This is a genomic window from Streptomyces sp. NPDC013317, assembly GCF_055563155.1.
In genome coordinates, this window is sequence record NZ_JBVHDX010000001.1 from 232,917 (window position 1) to 250,786 (window position 17,870).

Annotated in this window: 15 protein-coding genes; 11 read left to right on the forward strand and 4 right to left on the reverse strand. The window is 72.6% G+C overall.

Going from position 1 to position 17,870, the window contains the following annotated elements; genetic code table 11:
• The first annotated feature begins 31 nt into the window (after positions 1-31).
• A complete protein-coding gene (locus ACZ3IJ_RS00985; RefSeq protein WP_467465501.1) occupies positions 32-1,000 on the forward strand; it encodes a GDP-L-fucose synthase family protein in 969 nt (322 codons plus the stop codon).
• A gap of 21 nt (positions 1,001-1,021) precedes the next feature.
• On the opposite strand, the gene ACZ3IJ_RS00990 is transcribed toward ACZ3IJ_RS00985, so the two are convergent.
• The gene (locus tag ACZ3IJ_RS00990; protein ID WP_467465502.1) at positions 1,022-2,497 is read right to left on the reverse strand and encodes a sugar transferase; all 1,476 of its coding nucleotides are present in this window, start codon (positions 2,495-2,497) and stop codon (positions 1,022-1,024) included.
• Between the two features lie 335 nt (positions 2,498-2,832).
• On the opposite strand from ACZ3IJ_RS00990, the gene ACZ3IJ_RS00995 reads away from it, so the two are divergent.
• The 3 genes from ACZ3IJ_RS00995 (at position 2,833) to ACZ3IJ_RS01005 (ending at position 5,967) form a co-directional block, all read left to right on the forward strand.
• A complete protein-coding gene (locus tag ACZ3IJ_RS00995) occupies positions 2,833-3,810 on the forward strand; it encodes an LCP family protein (RefSeq protein ID WP_467465503.1) in 978 nt (325 codons plus the stop codon).
• A gap of 115 nt (positions 3,811-3,925) precedes the next feature.
• Entirely contained in the window at positions 3,926-5,458 is a 1,533-nt protein-coding gene (locus ACZ3IJ_RS01000; RefSeq protein WP_467465504.1) for a glycoside hydrolase family 71 protein, read from the forward strand.
• A gap of 35 nt (positions 5,459-5,493) precedes the next feature.
• A complete protein-coding gene (locus tag ACZ3IJ_RS01005) occupies positions 5,494-5,967 on the forward strand; it encodes a hypothetical protein (protein WP_467465505.1) in 474 nt (157 codons plus the stop codon).
• 52 nt (positions 5,968-6,019) lie between these two features.
• Here ACZ3IJ_RS01005 and ACZ3IJ_RS01010 read toward each other — a convergent pair whose 3' ends face one another.
• A complete protein-coding gene (locus ACZ3IJ_RS01010; protein ID WP_352189376.1) occupies positions 6,020-6,442 on the reverse strand; it encodes a DUF350 domain-containing protein in 423 nt (140 codons plus the stop codon).
• A gap of 201 nt (positions 6,443-6,643) precedes the next feature.
• Here ACZ3IJ_RS01010 and ACZ3IJ_RS01015 point away from each other — a divergent pair, with 201 nt between their 5' ends.
• The 7 genes from ACZ3IJ_RS01015 (at position 6,644) to ACZ3IJ_RS01045 (ending at position 14,746) form a co-directional block, all read left to right on the forward strand.
• Entirely contained in the window at positions 6,644-7,198 is a 555-nt protein-coding gene (locus ACZ3IJ_RS01015) for a DoxX family protein (RefSeq protein ID WP_467465506.1), read from the forward strand.
• Positions 7,199-7,656: 458 nt separating this feature from the next.
• Positions 7,657-9,258 carry a phosphodiester glycosidase family protein gene (locus ACZ3IJ_RS01020; protein ID WP_467465507.1) on the forward strand — a complete coding sequence of 534 codons (1,602 nt, stop codon included), beginning with the start codon at positions 7,657-7,659 and terminating at the stop codon, positions 9,256-9,258.
• Between the two features lie 272 nt (positions 9,259-9,530).
• On the forward strand, positions 9,531-9,731 hold the full coding sequence (locus tag ACZ3IJ_RS01025) for a DUF5988 family protein (RefSeq protein ID WP_352189379.1): 201 nt from the start codon (positions 9,531-9,533) through the stop codon (positions 9,729-9,731).
• A 155-nt stretch (positions 9,732-9,886) separates the two neighbouring features.
• Positions 9,887-10,846 (forward strand): NmrA/HSCARG family protein, encoded by a 960-nt coding sequence (locus tag ACZ3IJ_RS01030; RefSeq protein ID WP_467465508.1) that lies wholly within the window; start codon positions 9,887-9,889, stop codon positions 10,844-10,846.
• 37 nt (positions 10,847-10,883) lie between these two features.
• Positions 10,884-11,810: a non-homologous end-joining DNA ligase gene (gene ligD / locus ACZ3IJ_RS01035; protein WP_467465509.1), complete on the forward strand. Its 927-nt coding sequence runs from the start codon at positions 10,884-10,886 to the stop codon at positions 11,808-11,810.
• 212 nt (positions 11,811-12,022) lie between these two features.
• Positions 12,023-13,369 carry an NADP-specific glutamate dehydrogenase gene (gene gdhA, locus ACZ3IJ_RS01040; RefSeq protein WP_467465510.1) on the forward strand — a complete coding sequence of 449 codons (1,347 nt, stop codon included), beginning with the start codon at positions 12,023-12,025 and terminating at the stop codon, positions 13,367-13,369.
• 135 nt (positions 13,370-13,504) lie between these two features.
• Complete coding sequence (locus ACZ3IJ_RS01045; RefSeq protein ID WP_467465511.1) at positions 13,505-14,746, forward strand: cation:proton antiporter domain-containing protein; 1,242 nt, start codon at positions 13,505-13,507, stop codon at positions 14,744-14,746.
• Between the two features lie 97 nt (positions 14,747-14,843).
• Here ACZ3IJ_RS01045 and ACZ3IJ_RS01050 read toward each other — a convergent pair whose 3' ends face one another.
• Together ACZ3IJ_RS01050 and ACZ3IJ_RS01055 are read right to left on the reverse strand one after the other, a co-directional pair.
• Positions 14,844-15,806 carry an ABC transporter substrate-binding protein gene (locus ACZ3IJ_RS01050; protein WP_467465512.1) on the reverse strand — a complete coding sequence of 321 codons (963 nt, stop codon included), beginning with the start codon at positions 15,804-15,806 and terminating at the stop codon, positions 14,844-14,846.
• A 1-nt stretch (position 15,807) separates the two neighbouring features.
• A complete protein-coding gene (locus ACZ3IJ_RS01055; protein ID WP_467465513.1) occupies positions 15,808-17,781 on the reverse strand; it encodes an ABC transporter permease in 1,974 nt (657 codons plus the stop codon).
• Positions 17,782-17,870: the final 89 nt, after the last annotated feature.

Below are 17,870 nucleotides of genomic sequence, written 5' to 3' on the forward strand. Positions count from 1 at the left end.
CGGTCCCGCTCGGCCTGGCATGATCCGGGCCATGACTGAACCGACGAGCGTCTCCCCGAGCGCATCGACGTCGTACCTGCCCGAGCGAGCCCGGATATTCGTCGCGGGACACCGCGGCCTCGTCGGCTCCGCGATCACCCGCCGGCTCACGGCCGACGGCCACGAGGTGATCACCCGGACCCGTGCCGAGCTCGACCTGAGGGACTCGGCGCGGACCGCCGCCTTCCTCGCCGAGGCCCGGCCCGACGCCGTGGTGCTCGCCGCCGCCAAGGTCGGCGGGATCATGGCGAACAGCACCTATCCGGTGCAGTTCCTGGAGGAGAACCTCCAGATCCAGCTGGCCGTCGTCGCCGGTGCCCACGCCGCCGGGGTCCGGCGCCTGCTCTTCCTCGGCTCGTCCTGCATCTACCCCCGGCTCGCGCCCCAGCCCATCAGCGAGGACGCGCTCCTGACCGGGCCGCTCGAACCCACCAACGAGGCCTACGCGCTGGCCAAGATCGCCGGAATCGTGCAGATCCAGGCGTACCGGAAGCAGTACGGCGCGCAGTACATCTCGGCGATGCCGACGAACCTCTACGGCCCCGGCGACAACTTCGACCTGGAGACCTCGCACGTCCTGCCCGCGCTGATCCGCCGCTTCCACGAGGCCCGCGAGGAGGGGCGGGAGGAGATCACGCTCTGGGGCTCCGGCACCCCTCGCCGTGAGTTCCTGCACGTCGACGACCTCGCCGCCGCCTGCGCCGTCCTGCTCCGCGGCTACGACGGCGACGAGCCGGTCAACATCGGGTGCGGCGAGGACCTCACGATCCGGGAACTGGCCGAGACCGTCGCCGGGGCGACGGGCTACCGGGGCCGGATCGCCTGGGACACGAGCAGGCCCGACGGCACCCCGCGCAAGCTCCTCGACGTGTCCCGGCTGACCGGACTCGGTTGGAAGCCCGCCGTCGCCCTGCCGGACGGGATCGCCGCCACCTACGCCTGGTGGCGGGAACAGCACTGATCTCATGCGGCGGCCGGCCCGTCAGTACGCTCCGCGACCGTCGACGACGGCGCGGAACGTACGGGCCATGACATCCACGTCACTCGTGAACGACCAGTTGTCGACGTAGTGCAGATCGAGCTCGACCGTCTCGTCCCACGACAGGTCCGAGCGGCCGCTGATCTGCCACAGCCCCGTCATCCCCGGCCGCACCGCGAGGCGGCGCAGCTCCACGTCCCCGTACCGCGCGACCTCCTCCGGCAGCGGAGGGCGCGGACCGACCAGGGACATCGAACCCAGCAACACGTTGATCAGCTGCGGCAGTTCGTCGAGCGAGGTACGGCGAAGCAGCCGGCCCACGCGGGTCACGCGCGGATCGCGGCGCATCTTGAACATCAGCCCGTCGTGCTCGTTGGAGCGCTCCAGCTCCGCCTTGCGGGCGTCGGCGTCCAGGAACATCGTGCGGAACTTCCACATCACGAACGGCGCCCGGCCCTGGCCTATCCGCACCTGCCGGTAGAAGACCGGGCCGGCCGAGCCGAGCCGGACCGCGGCGCCTATCGCCAGGAACACCGGCGACAGCAGGAGCAGGCCGAGCCCGGCGCCGGCCCGGTCCATCACGGACTTCAGGACCGGCTGCACCCCGCTGCGCAGCGGCGGTGCGACCCGGAGCAGCGCCAGACCGGCGGCCGACGTGGTCTCGAGCCGCTTGACCGCGCACTCCACCAGCCCTGGGGCCAGGGCGAGTTCGGTTCCGGCGTCGTGCAGCCCCCAGGAGAGCCTGCGCAGCCGCTCGCCCGCCATCAGGGGGCCGGCCGCGACCAGGACCACATCGGCCTCCAGCTCGCGGGCGGCGGCGAGCACCTGCCGGGTGTCGCCGTCCGCGGCCTCCGGCGCCGGCACGCCGAGCCGCGCCGCGACGGGCGCGCCGGTACGGACGACGCCCTCGCCGATGGCGACGACACCGACCACCACGTACGGGTGCTCGGTCCGTCCGGCGAGATGTTCGGCGACGTCACCGGCCGCGGTGGGCTCGCCGAGGACCAGCACACGGGTGACCACCTGCGCCTCCCGGCGCGCCGCCACCAGGTGATGCCACGTCAGCTTCGAGCAGACCAGGGTGAGTACCGGCGCCGGGAGCAGCACGAGGAGACAGAGCAGTGCCGGGTGGTGCAGATCGGCGGCGGCCCGCAGCACGGCGAGGACCCCGAGCAGGATCAGCCAGTCGTGCAGGACGGGCAGACTGCCCCGTGACTCGCCGAGTTCGCGCCGCGCGTACCGCCGGCGCAGCGACCGCACCGCCGCCCACGCGAGCGCGGCCACGAGGGCGCTGGCATGGGCGTACGGCTGGCGCTCGACGTGAAGGGTCAGCGCGACCGGCAGTCCCACGCCGAGCACGTCGACGGTCAGCGCGGCGACGGGATACCAGCGCGCCTTCGCGCGAGGACGCGTCGTCGTAACGCTCGAACCAGCCGTTGTTCCGGTGGAGTTGGTCTCAGATGTGCGCGCATGCCACATGTACCCCCCAGGCACGTGTCGACGTTCGCCACCTTGTTCGTCGACCCCCTGATCGACGAACAAGCGTCGCAACGCCGGAACAGTACGACATACACGCGCACGTCCGCTGCAGTTCACGCGAACGACCTCAGAGGGTGATGGCGTATTCATCTCGTGACATGGGTGCCGGTGTGGACACGGCAGGGCGCATGATACGTCTGTTCAAAGGGAGTTGACGCACGTAGGACGTGGAGAACAGGGGTGGGGACGTGTCGGAGGGAGAAGAGATCGCGGTGGGGGAGAGAGCCGATACTGTGGCGGAAAGCACACCCTCCGTCACGCCCCGGAAGCGCCGAGTGAGCCCGAAGCGGGTCCTGTTGGCGGCACTGGCCCTGCTCGGCATCGGGGTTCTGATGGTCGGCGGCGCCGGCTGGTGGGCCGTCGAGCACTACACCGGGAAGGTCGACCGCATCGCGGGCGCGTTCCCGACCCACGTCCCGCCGGCCCAGCAGCCCGCACCGTCCAAGGGCGGGCAGACCTTCCTCCTCGTCGGGGTCGACAGCCGCTCCGACCTGCCGACCACCGGGCGGGACGCCAAGGCGCCGTCCTGGCGGTACGGAGCCCAGCGCAGCGACACGATGATGCTGGTCCACCTCCCCGCCGACCACTCCAACGCCTACGTCGTCTCGCTGCCCCGCGACTCGTGGGTCGACATCCCCGGGCACGGCACGGCCAAGCTCAACGCCGCCTTCTCGTGGGGCGGTCCGCCGCTGCTCATCGACACCGTCCAGCGTCTCACCGACGTCCGCGTCGACCACCTCGCGATCATCGACTGGGAGGGGTTCAAGGAACTCACCGACGCGGTCGGCGGGGTCGACCTCCGCGTGGACGGCACGGTCCGCCACATGAACGGCACCGAAGCGCTCGTCTACGTCCGCGAGCGCAAGAACCTTCCCCGCGGCGACTTCGACCGCACCCACCGCCAGCAGAACTTCCTGCGCGCCGTCCTCACCAGGACGATGACCACGCGCAACCTCACCAACCCCGTCCGGGCCGCGGAACTGCTCGACACCCTCACCGCGAGCGTCAGCGTCGACGACCGGCTCAGCGACGGCGACCTGCGCGAACTGCTCTGGGACAACCGGTCGGTGAGACCCGGCGACATGGTCTTCATGAACGCGCCCGTCGCCCGCACCGACACCGTCAAGGGCCAGTCCGTCGTCCTCCTCGACCGGGCGAAATCCGACGCGTTGTGGGCGGCGATGCGGAACGACACCCTGGCGGACTACGTGGCAAGTCATCGCACCGACCGCCTCGGAAGCGGTACGCGATAGCACCGGGCGACCGGCACGCCACCGGGCCGACGGTGGTTGTTCCGCCGTCCGCCATCGGCTGTACTACAGCCAGCCCGCGGCCCCGCGAAAGCCGCGACCGACCCTAAGGACGCCCATGGCGGACAGGTCCTCGGCCCGGACCCACCGGGCGCCGGGGAGGCGTCGCCTCGCCCCGGCCATCGCCCTGGGCGTACTCCTCGCCGCGACCCTCGCGGGCATCGGCGCGGCGAACTCGCTCCGCGCGAGCGCCCCCGCCGAGACGGCCGGCGCAGCGCCCGAGGCGTACAGCACCGCCCTCCCCTTCGACCTGCCGGCGACCGCCGAGCTCCGCCGCTCGGACAAGCTGGTCTTCGCCCACTACTTCACCCCGTACCCCCTCTCCCTGGACAACGAGCCGGCCGACCGCGACTACTACGCGCGCAACTACCTGACCCCGGACGGCGAGAAGGGCCGACACCAGGCGTACGGAGGGTTGCTGCGCGACCGTCCGCTCCCGGCCGCGCCCGAGACCGGGGACTGGGAACTGGCCCATCTGCGCCAGGAGGTCCGCACCGCCCGCGACGCCGGACTCGACGGCTTCACCCTCGATCTGCTCTCCGAGACCGGACGCAACCGGGACCGCGCGGAACTGCTGCTCCGCGCCGCCCACGAGGAGGACCCGGGCTTCCGGATCCAGCTCATGCCGGACATGACGTCCCTGACGTCGACCACCCCCGCCCGCCTCGCCGATTCACTCGCGCAACTGGCACTGAGTCCTTCGGCCCACCGGCTCCCCGACGGCCGGCTCGTCGTCTCCCCGTTCAAGGCCGAGGAGAAGGACCCCGACTGGTGGCGGCGGATGATGGCCGAACTGGAGACCCGGCGCGGCATTCGGACCGCCCTCGTCCCGCTCTTCCTCGACTTCGCGCAGGACCGGGACGCGTACGCGGCGATCAGCCACGGCTTCTCCGAGTGGGGCGCCCGCAGCGCCGCACGCCAGGCGGGGGCGGTCGCCGACGCCGAACGGGCCCACCGCCTCGGAAAGATCTGGATGCAGCCGGTCTCCGTCCAGGACGCCCGCCCCAACCAGGGCGTCTACGACGAGGCAGGCAACACCGAGACCCTCCGCGCGAGCTGGGCGGCGGCCATCGAATCCAAAGCCGACTGGGTCCAGCTCACCACGTGGAACGACTACTCCGAAGGCACCCACGTCGCACCCTCCCTGCACAACGGCTACGCCTATCTGGACCTCGCGTCCTACTACCTGACGCGGTTCAAGACCGGTGCCTGGCCGAGGATCCTGCGCGACACCCTCTATCTGACCTCACGCGTCCAGTTCGCCGACGACCTCCCGCCGTCCGCCCGCCAGCCGCAGGTGATACGACCGCGCGAGGGCACGGCGAACCCCCGCGACACCGTGGAGGTCCTCTCCTTCCTCACGGCTCCCGCGGACGTCCGCGCGAGGACCGGTGACACGGAGCGCGTCTACCGGGCTCCGGCCGGTGTGCACGCGCAACTCTTCGCGCTCCGTACGGGCCACAGCGCCGCGACCGTCGTACGGGCCGGCACGACCACGACGAAGGTCACGACCCGCTACCCCGTCCGGCGGCCGGTCGCCCGACAGGACCTGCAGTACTACGCCGTGACGAGCGGCCGCAGCCAGCGCTGAGCGCGGCTGTCGGAGGCGGGCCCTAGCGTGGGGGCATGACGACGAACCGGGGGACCTTCGAAGCGGCGACGGGCGACGGCCCGCCGCTGCCGGAGGGAGAGAGGGAACAGAGATCCCGCGAGGTACGGGCCGCGGTCGAAGGGCTGCTCCAGATACGGCGGCTGACCGGCGGCGGAGGAGGCGGCGATCCACGGCCGCACCCGGCCGAGTGGGAGCGCAGGCAGCCCGTCCGGGCGGTGGCGCTCGCGCTGGAGGCGGCCGGCATCGCGCCCTCGGCGGTCGACGCCTCGGGAGCACGGACGGCGACCGGCTACCGGGTCACGGCCGGGGAGCGGCCCGCCACCGCGGTCGTGGAGTGGGCGGGACCTCCCGGCGGGGGAGCGGCCCAGGAAGAGGAGTCCGCCCTGGGAGCCTGTGTACCCGTCCTGGCGCGGCTCGGCTGGGAGGCGCTGCTCTACCGGGGCCCGCGGCGCAGAAGGTTCCTCGAAGTCGAGCCGATGGGGCACTGAAGGAGCCCCTGGGCGGCCCGGTTTCGGGTGGGTCGGCGCGGTCCGGCCCGGTTCAGGCGATGGAGGCGGAGACGATCGCCGAGACCGCGATGTTGCACGAGGCCGTGACCCAGACGGCCGGGTGGGGCTGCGGGTCCACGAGGGTGGCTCCGAGCTTGCCCGGTGTCACCAGGTCCACGACCAGGAACGCCACGGCCATCATCACCAGGCCGAGGAGCCCGAAGGCGGCCGTCGAGGCGAGCCCCTTGCCGAAGTCGTCGTACGTCGTCCATATGGAGGTGAAGACGATGCCCCCGATGCCGAGGAGCGCGGAGCTCAGGAGGGTCGCGGCGTTGCGGTTGCGCTCCTCCCAGATCTGGCGGCCGAGCTTCCCCGGCGTGAGCAGGTCCACGAGGACGATGCCGAGGATCAGCAGCACCACGCCGAGGGCGCCGTAGGCGGTGGCCCGGCCGAGGCCGTTGACGATGTCGCTCATGGGTTGCCGGCTCCGAGGGGATGGATCGTGAATGATCGCGGTCAAGGACCGGCAAAATGTAGCGCATGCGCCCTGGGTCGCCTGCGGGTGGGCGTCCACCGCGCAGCGGCCCCTGTATGGAGCAACAACGCATCGGCCTCCGCCTCCGCAGAGGTGAGAGTGGAAGACGTACGGCTTCGGCTCTGCCCAGGGAGACCACAGATGACCACCCTCAACCGACGCGACCTCGGGCTCCTCGCCCTCCGGCTCGGCACCGGTGCCGTCCTCGTCGCGCACGGCACCCAGAAGCTGCTCGGCTGGTTCGGGGGAGGCGGGGTGGAGGGAACCTCGAAGGCGATGGAGGCGATGGGCTTCCACCCACCGCGCGAGAGCGCGATCGCCGCGGGACTCGGCGAGACGGGCGGCGGGGTGCTGCTGGCCCTGGGCCTGGCCACCCCCGCGGCCGGCGCCGCCGCTGCCGGAGCGATGGCGGGAGCGGTCTCCGTCCACGCCCCGGCCGGATTCTTCGCCCAGAGCGGCGGCTTCGAGTACCCGGCGTTCCTCGGCTTCACGGCTGCGGCCATCGGCGTAGCGGGCGCCGGCCGCTACTCCCTCGACCACGTAACCGGCCATGTCGTGGACCGTCCCTGGGTCGTCGCCACCGCGTTCCTCGGCAGCGCCCTGGCGGCCGCCGCCGTCGTGGGCCGCCGTGCCCAGGCCCGGGGCGAGGGGGCGCACGGGGCGGACGGGGCGGACGGCGAGGACGGCGACGACTGAGCGAGACCCTTCCTGACGCGGCGGCTCCCCGGTAGACCGGGGAGCCGCCGCGCTTCTGCGCGCCCCGAGGCGCGATCCGCGCGAATCATGGGAAACCAGCGCGTCACTCCATATCGCCTGTGAAAACGCGGCGTTCCGCCCGACCGGCGGGGCGCCGCCCGTTTCGCCGGTGCGTGGCCGGCCACGCTCACCTGCCGAACTCCGCGCCGACGACGGGCCGTCGACGCCCCCGCGCCGATGCCCGTGCGGCACCGGACCTTCCCGCCCCCGAAACCTTTCGGGGGCGCACTCGTCATGACGGTGTGTGCGCCGTGGGGCTCACGCCCCGTATCGCCACGCCCCAGCCCACCTGGAGCGGAGCCTTCCATCGAGTTGCCTCGTCTGTTGCACTACGAGTCATCTCCCGGCAACTGACTGCGCTTTGCCTTGCCTTACGTTCCTACGACGGAAGGACGCTCATGCAGCGCAAGTCCCTCTCCCTCCTGGCGGCGGCTGCGACGGTTCTGGGTACGGCTTCGGCAGTGCCCGTCGCGGAGGCGGCCCCGCCGCAGGGCTCCGCGGCAGCCAGTGCGGCGGCCGCCGTCGTCGCACATCCCTTCATCCCCAGCGCCCCTTCGACGCGCACCACCGTGGCGCCCGGTGTGACCCTGACCACCACCACGTACGGCAAGCAGGACGCCGACGACCGGTGGACCGTTCACGTCTATCTCCCGGCGACCCCCGACGGCCCGCTCGCCTCCGCCGGTACGGCCCTCGGCCCCCGGGCCACCGCCGACCGGGTGGCCACCGCGCTGCGCGAGCAGGGGTTCGAGCCCCGCGTCGAGGAGGTCGTGGCCCCGGCGTTCGCCGACCGTCGCCCCGGAACGCTCGGCTGGACCGTCCGCGTCGGCCTGCACACGAGCGAGGCCGACGCGACGGCGCAGCTGAACCGGGTCAAGTACGCCGGATTCGCGGGCGGTACGCGGTACACCGCGCAGGACGGCACCGACAAGAAGGCGCCGCAGAAGGTGCACATGCTGCGCGTGGACTTCCGTACGTTCAAGGGCAGCGTGGACACGGACTTCGGCCCCCGGCTCCACGGTACGGAGAAGCTGACCGACCTCATCGCCTCCACCGGCGCGCTCGCGGGCATCAACGGCCAGTGGTTCTACAACGAGGCACCGGGCGGCATGTACGTGAAGAACGGCAGGCTGCTCGGCACCGCGACCCAGGGCCGGGCCGGCCTCAAGGTGACCGACGCCGGCCGCTCCTTCGCCGTGGACACGTACACCGCACACGTGACGCTCAAGGCCGGGACGGAGACCGTCGAGGTCGACGGAGTGAACCGGTTGCCCGGCGACGTCTGGAACTGCGGTGGCGTCGGCGGCGACCTGCCGACGCAGAAGCCGCAGCACGATCTCAAGTGCACCGACGAGAGCGAACTGGTGCGCTTCACCCCCGAGTGGGGCGCGCCGCCGGCCGGTACGGGCGCGGAGGCCGTGCTCGACGCCGACGGCCGCGTGACCGCGGTGAACGCCTCACGCGGCGCGAGCGTGCCGGACGGCGGGTCCACCCTCCAGGCGACCGGAGCGAGCGCGCAGTGGCTCCTCGCGCACGCCGTCGTCGGCCGGACGCTGACGTTCACCGAGCGGGTCGAGGACGGCAGGGGGCGCCAGGTGCCGCTCACCTCGGACACCACGATCCTCCAGGTCGGTCCGACCCTGGTACGTGAGGGGAGGGTGTCGGTCAACGCCCAGGCGGACGGCATCATCAGGGACGGCGCCGACCAGACCTTCACGTACAACTGGACCCTGCGCGCCAACCCGCGCTCGATGGTCGGCGTGGACGAGCTGGGCAGGCTGATGCTCGTGGTCGTCGACGGCCGGCAGGCCGGTCACAGCGAGGGGCTCGGCGTCGCGCAGGCCGCTCAGCTGATGAGGCAGCTCGGGGCCCGCGAGGCGATGAACCTCGACGGCGGCGGCTCCAGCGTCCTCGCCACCGCCCGGTCGGGCATCGTCAACCGGCCCTCCGACGCGACGGGTCAGCGCTCGCTGGGCAACGTCCTGGTGATCCGTCCATGACGCCCATCCGCCCATGACGTCCGCCTGACGGCACCGTCACGACCGCCGGCCGCACGCGGGGAGGCCCCGCTCGCGGCCGGCCCGCGCGGCGACCCCAGCGCGCCGACCCTCCCCGCCTCCGTGCGCCGACCCTCCCTGCTCCCGTGCGCCGACCCTCCCCGCCTCAGCGCGCCGACCCTCCCCGGCCCCGTGCGTCGGCCCGGACCTCGGCGGGTTCCCCCGACAGACGCCTCCCGCGTGCGGCATGCGAGCGGGGTGGTGAGACTGGTGCCATGGCGCACAAGGTGTTTCTGGAGGGCGGGCCGGACGACCTCCCCGAGCGGATCGTGCAGGTCGAGACCCCCGGCGAGGACGTGAAGCTCCCGCATCTCGGCGGATACGAACACTTCAGGGAGACCCCACGCCGCGAGGACACCGCCGCGGGCACCCTGCGGGTGTACGAGTGGTGGGAGCGCACGGAGATCGCCGAGTAGGCGAGTCTCCGGACTGTCCGGATCATCCGAGTGACCTCGGCGGACCACACTCTTCCCGTGCCCCACGACACACACCGGCAGGCATACCGGCACCCGTCCCGGGCACGCGCTGAGAGGACGTGGACGCGCGCGGCAGGTGCGAGGCGAATCGAGTCATGACCGAGAAGAAGATCATCACGGTGTTCGGGGCGACCGGCAGCCAGGGCGGCGGGCTCGTGCGCGCCGTCCTGAGCGACCCGGACGAGGAGTTCGCGGTACGGGCGGTCACCCGCCACCTCGACTCGGACGGGGCGCGGGAGCTGGAGCGCCTCGGTGTCACCGACATCGTCCAGGCCGACATGGACGATCCGCCCAGTCTCGCGCCGGCCTTCGAGCACGCCTACGGAGCCTTCCTGGTCACCCCGTTCTGGGAGCACATGTCCGCGGCCCGGGAGAAGGACCAGGCCCTGGCGCTCGCCCGGGCGGCCTCGCACGCGGGCGTGCAGCACGCCGTCTGGTCCACGCTGGAGGACACGCGCGTGTGCATCCCGCTCGACGACGACCGGATGCCCACGCTCCAGGAGCACTACAAGGTGCCGCACTTCGACGCCAAGGCGGAGGCCGACCGGTACTTCACCGAGGAGGGCGTACCCACCACCTTCCTGCGCACCACGTTCTACTGGGAGAACCTCTTCGACTTCTTCCCCCCGCAGCGCGGCGAGGACGGAACCCTCCGGCTGAACCTCCCGATGGGCGACCACCGGCTCTCGGGCATGGCCGCCGCCGACATCGGCAGGACCGCCCTGGCCATCCTCAAGCGGGGTACGGATCTCATCGCCGCCACGGTCAGCATCGCCGGGGAACACCTCGGGCTCGCCGACATCGCAGCCGCGCTCGGCGAGGCGCGGGGCGAACCGGTGCTGTACCGGCCGCTGACACCGGACGCGTACCGGGCACAGGGGCATCCCGGCGCGGACGAGGCGGGGAACATGTTCCAGTTCTTCGCCGACTGCGAGGAGCCGTACACCAGGGCCCGCGACCTCACCGCCGCGCGCGACCTCAACCCCGCGCTGCAGGACTTCGCCACCTGGCTCGCCGCGCACCGCGACGAGGTGCGCGAGGCCTGGAAGGACTGACCTCGGCGGCGCGGCGACCCTGACGGACGGAGACCACATGGCGCCCCGGCACAGGACGAGCGAGCCCCGGAGGATCCGGGCGGGGCGGCGCACGGTGGAGCTCGGGCGACCGGAGAAGGTGCTCTTCCCCGACGACGGCATCACCAAGGCCGACCTCGCCGCGTACTACCGCACCGTCGCCCGCCGGATGCTTCCGCAGCTGCGCGGCCGGCCGCTGATGCTGGAGCGCCACCCGGACGGCATCGGCGACCGGGGGTTCATGCAGAAGGACATCCCGGACCACTTCCCGGACTGGGTCCACCGGGCCGAGCTGCCCAAGGAGGGCGGCGCCGTCACGTACGTCCTGTGCGAGGACACGGCCACCCTGGTCCTGCTCGCGGGCCAGGGCTGCGTCACCCCGCACCGATGGCTCTCCCGGGCCGACCTGCCGGACCGGCCCGACCGGCTCGTCTTCGACCTCGACCCGTCCGGCGACGACTTCGCGCGGGTCCGCGAGGCGGCGTGGTGGCTCCACGACCTCCTGGACGAGCTGCGGCTGCCCTCACAGCTGATGACCACGGGCTCACGCGGCCTGCACGTCAGCGTCGCGCTGGACCGCGGCGCCGGCTTCGACGAGGTACGCGGATTCGCCTCCGGCGTCGCCCGCCTCCTCACCGCCCGCCACCCCGACCGGCTCACCACCGAGGCCCGTAAGAAGGCGCGCGGAGAGCGGCTCTACCTCGACATCCAGCGCAACGCGTACGGCCAGACGGCCGTCGCACCCTACGCGGTACGCGCCCTGCCCGGCGCACCCGTCGCCGCGCCGATCGCCTGGGCCGACCTGGACGAACCGGGCCTTGACGCCCGGAGCTGGACCCTCGCCGACGCGGACCGGCTCCTCCGGAGCAACCCCTGGACCCCCGCTCCGCGCCCCCGCTCGCTCGACGCGGCGGCCAGGCGCCTGCGCCAGATCACGGTCGACTGAGGCCCGAGCCCCGTCCGCGGGGGCGGCAGGGTCGCCGGTGCCGGTGCCGGAGCGGGTCAGTCGCCGGGATCGCCCCAACGGCCCCACGGGCGGACGCGTCCGGCGACAATTGCGTACGTCGCCCCCACGGACAGCACGACAGGGGCAGCCCGACACGGGCAACGCCGCGCGGGCGACGGAACTTTCGGCGAGCAGAAGGCGAGACACCAGGCATGCACGTCAGCGCGCACATCGAGGCCGTCTACACCGAGATCTGCCGACGCAACCCCGGGGAGGCGGAGTTCCACCAGGCGGCGGCCGAAGTGCTCGACTCCCTGGCACCCGCGCTCGACCGGCACCCGGAGTACGCGGACACCGGGATCCTGGAGCGGCTCTGCGAGCCGGAGCGGCAGCTGCTCTTCCGGGTCCCCTGGGTCGACGACCAGGGCACCGTACGGGTGAACCGGGGCTTCCGCGTGGAGTTCAACAGTGCCCTCGGGCCGTACAAGGGAGGCTTGCGGTTCCACCCGAGCGTCAACCTCGGCATCGTCAAGTTCCTCGGCTTCGAGCAGATCTTCAAGAACGCGCTGACCGGGATGGCCATCGGCGGCGGCAAGGGCGGCTCCGACTTCGACCCCAAGGGCCGCTCGGACGCGGAGGTCATGCGCTTCTGCCAGTCCTTCATGACCGAGCTGTACCGCCACCTCGGCGAGCACACCGACGTACCGGCGGGCGACATCGGCGTCGGGGCACGGGAGATCGGCTACCTCTTCGGCCAGTACAAGCGGATCACCAACCGGTACGAGTCCGGCGTCCTCACCGGAAAGCCGGTCGGCTGGGGCGGCTCGCACGTCCGCACCGAGGCGACGGGCTACGGCGCGGTCTACTTCGCCGAGGAGATGCTCACCACGCGCGGCGACGGCTTCGACGGGCGCCGGGTCGTGGTCTCCGGTTCGGGGAACGTGGCCCTGTACGCCGCCGAGAAGGTGCACGCCCTGGGCGGCCGGGTGGTGGCCTGCAGCGACTCCTCCGGATACCTCGTCGACGAGGACGGCATCGACCTGGAGCTGCTGAAGGACGTCAAGGAGGTACGCAGGGCCCGGATCTCCGCCTACGCGGAGGCGAAGCCGGCCGCCCGCTTCTCGGCCCGCGGCACGGTGTACGACGTGCCGTGCGAGATCGCCCTGCCGTGCGCGACGCAGAACGAGCTGGGCCGCGACGACGCCGTCGCGCTGGTCAAGCACGGGGTCCTCGCGGTCGCCGAGGGCGCGAACATGCCCTGTACTCCGGACGCGGTGAAGGTGTTCCGGGAGGCGGGGGTCCTCTTCGGCCCGGGGAAGGCCGCCAACGCGGGCGGCGTGGCCACGTCGGCCCTGGAGATGCAGCAGAACGCGGCCCGCGACAGCTGGTCCTTCGAGGAGACCGAGGCCCGCCTCGCCACGGTCATGCGCGGCGTCCACGCGGAGTGCCGGGCCACCGCCGAGGCGTACGGCGGCAACGCGGAGGACTACGTGCTCGGCGCCAACGTGGCGGGGTTCCTGAAGGTGGCCCGGGCGATGGCGGCGCAGGGCGTCATCTGACCCTCGTCCCGAGTGGCCCCCGGTGCGTCAGGGGGCCGCCCGGGGGTGGGGCGCGCCCCCTTCGGCGTGCTCCCACCGAACGGCGGGGGTGTCGGCCGTACGCTGCGTCTGTCCGGGGCCCCTTCGAAAGCGCGGATGCTCTTGCTTGCCGTCACCGTCATCGCGGGCATTCTCTTCACCTGGTGCGTCCTGTCGCACCGGCTCGCGCGATGGAGCATCACCGCGCCGATCGCCATGATGGTCGCGGGCATCGCCCTGACCAGCGGCTCCGACCCGCCGCTCGTCTTCGACCTCGGCGACCTGGCCGGCTTCGAGCACGCCGTGGAGGTCGTCCTCGCACTCCTGCTCTTCGTCGACGCGACCGAGGTGCCCAAGGGGGTCATCCGCCGGGAGCGGAGCGTCGTCGTCCGACTCCTCGGCGGCGCGCTGCCGCTCACCCTGGCCGCCGCGTTCCTGACCGCGCTCGCCTTCTTCCCTCACCAGCCCGGGTGGGTGCTCGCGGTCCTCGCGACCGTCGTCGTCCCGCTCGACCTCGCGCCCACCGCCGCCGTGCTCCGGGACAAGCGCATCCCGGCGCGTCTGCGGGACGTGCTCAACGTCGAGGGCGGTCTGAACGACGGGATCGTCTCGCCGGTGTTCCTGCTCTGCGTCGCCGCCGCCGTCGAGTCCCACACGGCGAGCGACGACTACGCCGAGGCCGTCCTCGACGCGGTCGCGGCGGCGGCCTGGGCCGTCGGTGCCGGATCGCTCGTCGGCTATGCGGCGGGGCGGCTGCTGCGCGGGTCCTGGGCCCGGGGCTGGACCCAGCCCGCCGCGACGAGGCTCGCGGTGCTGAGCGTGCCGATCGCCGCGTACACCCTGTCCGCCGCGCTGGGCGGCAACGGCTTCGTCGCCTCCTTCGTCGCCGGTGTCTGCCTCGCCCCCTCGCTGCGGCAGCTGCCCGAGGACGCAGTGGAGATGACCGACGACCTGGTCACCCTGCTGACGCTCGCCCTGTGGTTCCTCTTCGGACAGATGGTCAACGACGAGTTCTGGGACGGCTTCCACCTCTCCGTCATCCTCTACGGACTCCTCGCCGTCACCCTGGTCCGTGTCGTACCGGTGCTGCTCGTGCTGATCGGTACGGACCTGTCCCTGACCGACCGGCTCTTCCTGGGCTGGATGGGGCCCCGGGGTGTGACCACGGTGGTCTTCGGGCTGCTCGCCACGCTGGAACTGCCCGCCGCCGGCGGCGGTGACTTCATCTCCCGCGTCATGGTGATCACCGTCATGGTCAGCGTCGTCCTGCACGGCCTGAGCACCGAACCCGTCGGCCGTCTCTACGCCCGCCGCCGACGTGTCCCGCCACCGGAACCCACGCCCCGGGGCGTGGACTGAGACCCATCCGGCCGGGGCGGCACACGGCGGAAGGGCGGGCGCCGGTCCGCGGTGGACCAGGCACATGCCTGGTCCACCGCGGACCGCCGCGCCCGTGTCAGGACGGGATCCAGGCCCGCCAGGTCGCCTCGTTCTCCTTCACCCAGCGCCCCGCCGCCTCCTGCGGCGACAGCTTCTGCTCCGCGATCATGAGGGCGACGTCGTTCTGCATCTCGGTCGTCCAGCGGAACTTCTTCAGGAAGGCGGCGGCATCGCCCCCGCCGTCCGCGAAGCGGGCGTTGAGGAACTTCTGCAGCGGCGTGTGCGGGTACGCGCAGGCCACCTTCTCCGGTTCGGCGTCGCAGCCCTCCTTGTACGCGGGCAGCTTCACCTCCGTCATCGGCACCTTCTCGAACAGCCACTGGGGCTTGTACCAGTAGCTCAGGAAGGGCTTCTTCTCCTTGGCGAACTGCTTGATCTGCGTGATCTGCGCCGCCTCCGAGCCCGCGAACACGACCTGGTAGTCGAGGTCCAGGTTCTTCACGAGGGCCTTGTCGTTCGTGACGTAGGACGGCGAGCCGTCCAGCAACTGGCCCTTGCCGCCGCTCTCCGCGGTGCGGAACTCGTCGGCGTACTTGTCCAGGTTCCTCCAGTCGGTGACGTCCGGGTGCTTCTCGGCGAAGTAGGTCGGCACGAACCAGCCGATGTGGCCGGTCACCCCGAGATCGCCACCGCGCTCGATCGTCCCCTTGTCGTCGATGTACCGCTTCTCCTGCTCCGGGTGGCCCCAGTCCTCCAGGATGGCGTCCACCCGGCCCTGGCTGAGCGCGTCCCAGGCGGGCACCTCGTCGATCTGGACGGTGTCCACCCGGTAGCCGAGCTCGTGCTCCAGCAGGTACTGGGCCACGGCGACGTTGGCCTGCGCTCCCACCCACGACTGCACGGACAGGGTCACCGTGCGGGAGCCCTTCGCGTCGGCGTACGGGGAGGCCTGGCGGGTCATGTCGGCGGCGCCGCAGCCGGTGAGCCCGGCCGCCAGGGCGGCGGCGGTCACGAGTGCGGCGATGCGGGTACGAGCCATCTCAGGCCCCCTTTCCGGCGAGTGTGCGGCGTTCCGTCGGCTGGGTGACGCGGTCGAGCATCAGGCCGAGGCAGACGATCGCCGCGCCGGCGACCAGACCGGTCGCGAGGTCGCCCTGGGCGAGACCGAAGACGGCGTCGTATCCGAGCGCGCCACCGCCCACCAGGCCGCCGACGACGACCACGGCGAGCACGAGGACCACGCCCTGGTTGACGGCCAGCAGCAACGCGGGCCGAGCCAGGGGCAGTTGGACCTGGAACAGCTGCTGACGTCCGGTCGCGCCCAGGGAGCGCGAGGACTCCATCGCGGCCGGGTCCACTCCGCGCACGCCCTGGGCGGTGATCCGTACGACGGCCGGCAGCGCGTAGACCACGGCGGCCGCGACCGCCGGGGCGCGGCCCACGCCGAACAGCGCGACCACCGGGATCAGGTACACGAACTGCGGCATCGTCTGGAAGACGTCCAGCACCGGCCGCAGCGCCCGCCCCAGGCGGGTGCTGCGCGCCGCGGCGACGCCCAGGGCGACACCGAGCAGCAGCGTCACGGCGACGGCGGCCAGCACCTGGGACAGCGTGTCGAGCGCCGGGCCCCAGACGCCGAGCACCCCGATCGCCGCCATCGCGACGACGGCCGTCGCGGCGGTACGCCACGTGCCGATGAGCAGGGCGAGCGCGCCGACCGTCAGGAGGACCGCCCACCAGGGGAGCCACTGCAGGCCGTCGCGCAGGGGGTTGAGGACCCATGTGGTGAACCGTGCCGCCCAGTCGGCGGTGCCGCCGACGACCGGCACGCCGGAGTAGAGGTGCGCGGTCATCCAGTCGACCGCGCCGTTGACGGGCTCGGCGATGCCGACCGTCCACGCGTCGGGCCAGGAGAGCCGGCCTGCCAGCCTGCCCGCGACGGCGACGACGGTGGTCGCCGCGAGAGCGACGGCCCAGCCGAGTCCGGCCCGGCGGGCGGGCGCCGCACCGATGCGGTCGCCGGCCGCGGCCGTGACCCGGTCGAGGACGACGGCGAGCATCACGATCGGCACACCGGCCGCGAGCGCGGCGCCGACGTCGACGGAGGCCAGCGCCTGGTAGACCCGGTCTCCGAGCCCGCCGGCGCCGATGACCGAGGCGATCACGGCCATGCCGAGCGCCATCATGATCGACTGGTTGACGCCGAGCATGAGCTCCTTGCGGGCCAGCGGAAGCCGGGCGGTCAGCAGACGCTGCCGACCGGTGGCGCCGAGCGACTCGGCGGCCTCCATGACCCCGGGGTCCGCTCCGCGCAGCCCCAGCGCGGTGAGACGGGCCATGGGCGGGGCCGCGTAGACGACGGTCGCGAGGACGGCCGCGGGCACGCCGATGCCGAAGACCAGGACGACCGGCAGCAGATACGCGAAGGCCGGCAGCACCTGCATGGTGTCGAGCACCGGACGCAGGATCCGGTGCATCCGGTCCGACAGGCCGGCGGCGAGGCCGAGGAGGCCTCCGAGCAGCACGGACGCGGCGACGGCGACGACCATCAGGGCGAGCGTCTGCATCGTGGGCACCCACATGCCGAGCACTCCGCACACGGCGAAGCCGGCGACGGAGGTCAGCGCGAGCCGGACACCCGCGACCCGCCACGCCACCAGACCGGCGGCGGCGGTGACGCCGGCCCAGCCGAGGGCGAGCAGCAGCAGGTACACCGCGCGGACGGACACGACCACGACGTTGCTGACGTGTCCGAGGAAGTAGAGGAACAGCGGGTGGCCGTCGCGGTTGTCGATGATCCAGTCGCTGGTGCGCTCCAGCGGCCCGGACAGGTCGACGGCGAGCGCCGCGGGCCAGCTTCCGCCGCCCAGGAGTACGGCTCCGAGGACGAGCGCGAGGGCGGTGCCGGCGCCGATCAGCCGGCCGCGGTGGCGCGTGAGCGCGCGCAGCGCACCGGACCCGGCGTCGCGGGCGGCCGTGGGGCGGGGAGGGACGGGAGTGACGGTGGTGGTCATCGGCCCCACCGCCCGGTGGTCGTGCCGTCGCGGCGTGCGGCCAGGACCGCGAAGCCGCTCGCGGAGGTCGTGGCACCGCTCGTGCCACG

Bases quoted from the DNA above. Each gene is read 5' to 3' on its own strand.
- ACZ3IJ_RS01030 (WP_467465508.1), top strand. From the start codon at position 9,887: ATGACCGAGAAGAAGATCATCACGGTGTTCGGGGCGACCGGCAGCCAG.
- ACZ3IJ_RS01005 (WP_467465505.1), top strand. From the start codon at position 5,494: ATGACGACGAACCGGGGGACCTTCGAAGCGGCGACGGGCGACGGCCCG.
- ACZ3IJ_RS01025 (WP_352189379.1), top strand. From the start codon at position 9,531: ATGGCGCACAAGGTGTTTCTGGAGGGCGGGCCGGACGACCTCCCCGAG.
- ligD (WP_467465509.1), top strand. From the start codon at position 10,884: ATGGCGCCCCGGCACAGGACGAGCGAGCCCCGGAGGATCCGGGCGGGG.
- gdhA (WP_467465510.1), top strand. From the start codon at position 12,023: ATGCACGTCAGCGCGCACATCGAGGCCGTCTACACCGAGATCTGCCGA.
- ACZ3IJ_RS01045 (WP_467465511.1), top strand. From the start codon at position 13,505: ATGCTCTTGCTTGCCGTCACCGTCATCGCGGGCATTCTCTTCACCTGG.
- ACZ3IJ_RS01055 (WP_467465513.1), bottom strand. From the start codon at position 17,781: ATGACCACCACCGTCACTCCCGTCCCTCCCCGCCCCACGGCCGCCCGC.
- ACZ3IJ_RS01015 (WP_467465506.1), top strand. From the start codon at position 6,644: ATGACCACCCTCAACCGACGCGACCTCGGGCTCCTCGCCCTCCGGCTC.
- ACZ3IJ_RS01000 (WP_467465504.1), top strand. From the start codon at position 3,926: ATGGCGGACAGGTCCTCGGCCCGGACCCACCGGGCGCCGGGGAGGCGT.
- ACZ3IJ_RS00985 (WP_467465501.1), top strand. From the start codon at position 32: ATGACTGAACCGACGAGCGTCTCCCCGAGCGCATCGACGTCGTACCTG.
- ACZ3IJ_RS01020 (WP_467465507.1), top strand. From the start codon at position 7,657: ATGCAGCGCAAGTCCCTCTCCCTCCTGGCGGCGGCTGCGACGGTTCTG.
- ACZ3IJ_RS01010 (WP_352189376.1), bottom strand. From the start codon at position 6,442: ATGAGCGACATCGTCAACGGCCTCGGCCGGGCCACCGCCTACGGCGCC.
- ACZ3IJ_RS01050 (WP_467465512.1), bottom strand. From the start codon at position 15,806: ATGGCTCGTACCCGCATCGCCGCACTCGTGACCGCCGCCGCCCTGGCG.
- ACZ3IJ_RS00990 (WP_467465502.1), bottom strand. From the start codon at position 2,497: ATGTGGCATGCGCGCACATCTGAGACCAACTCCACCGGAACAACGGCT.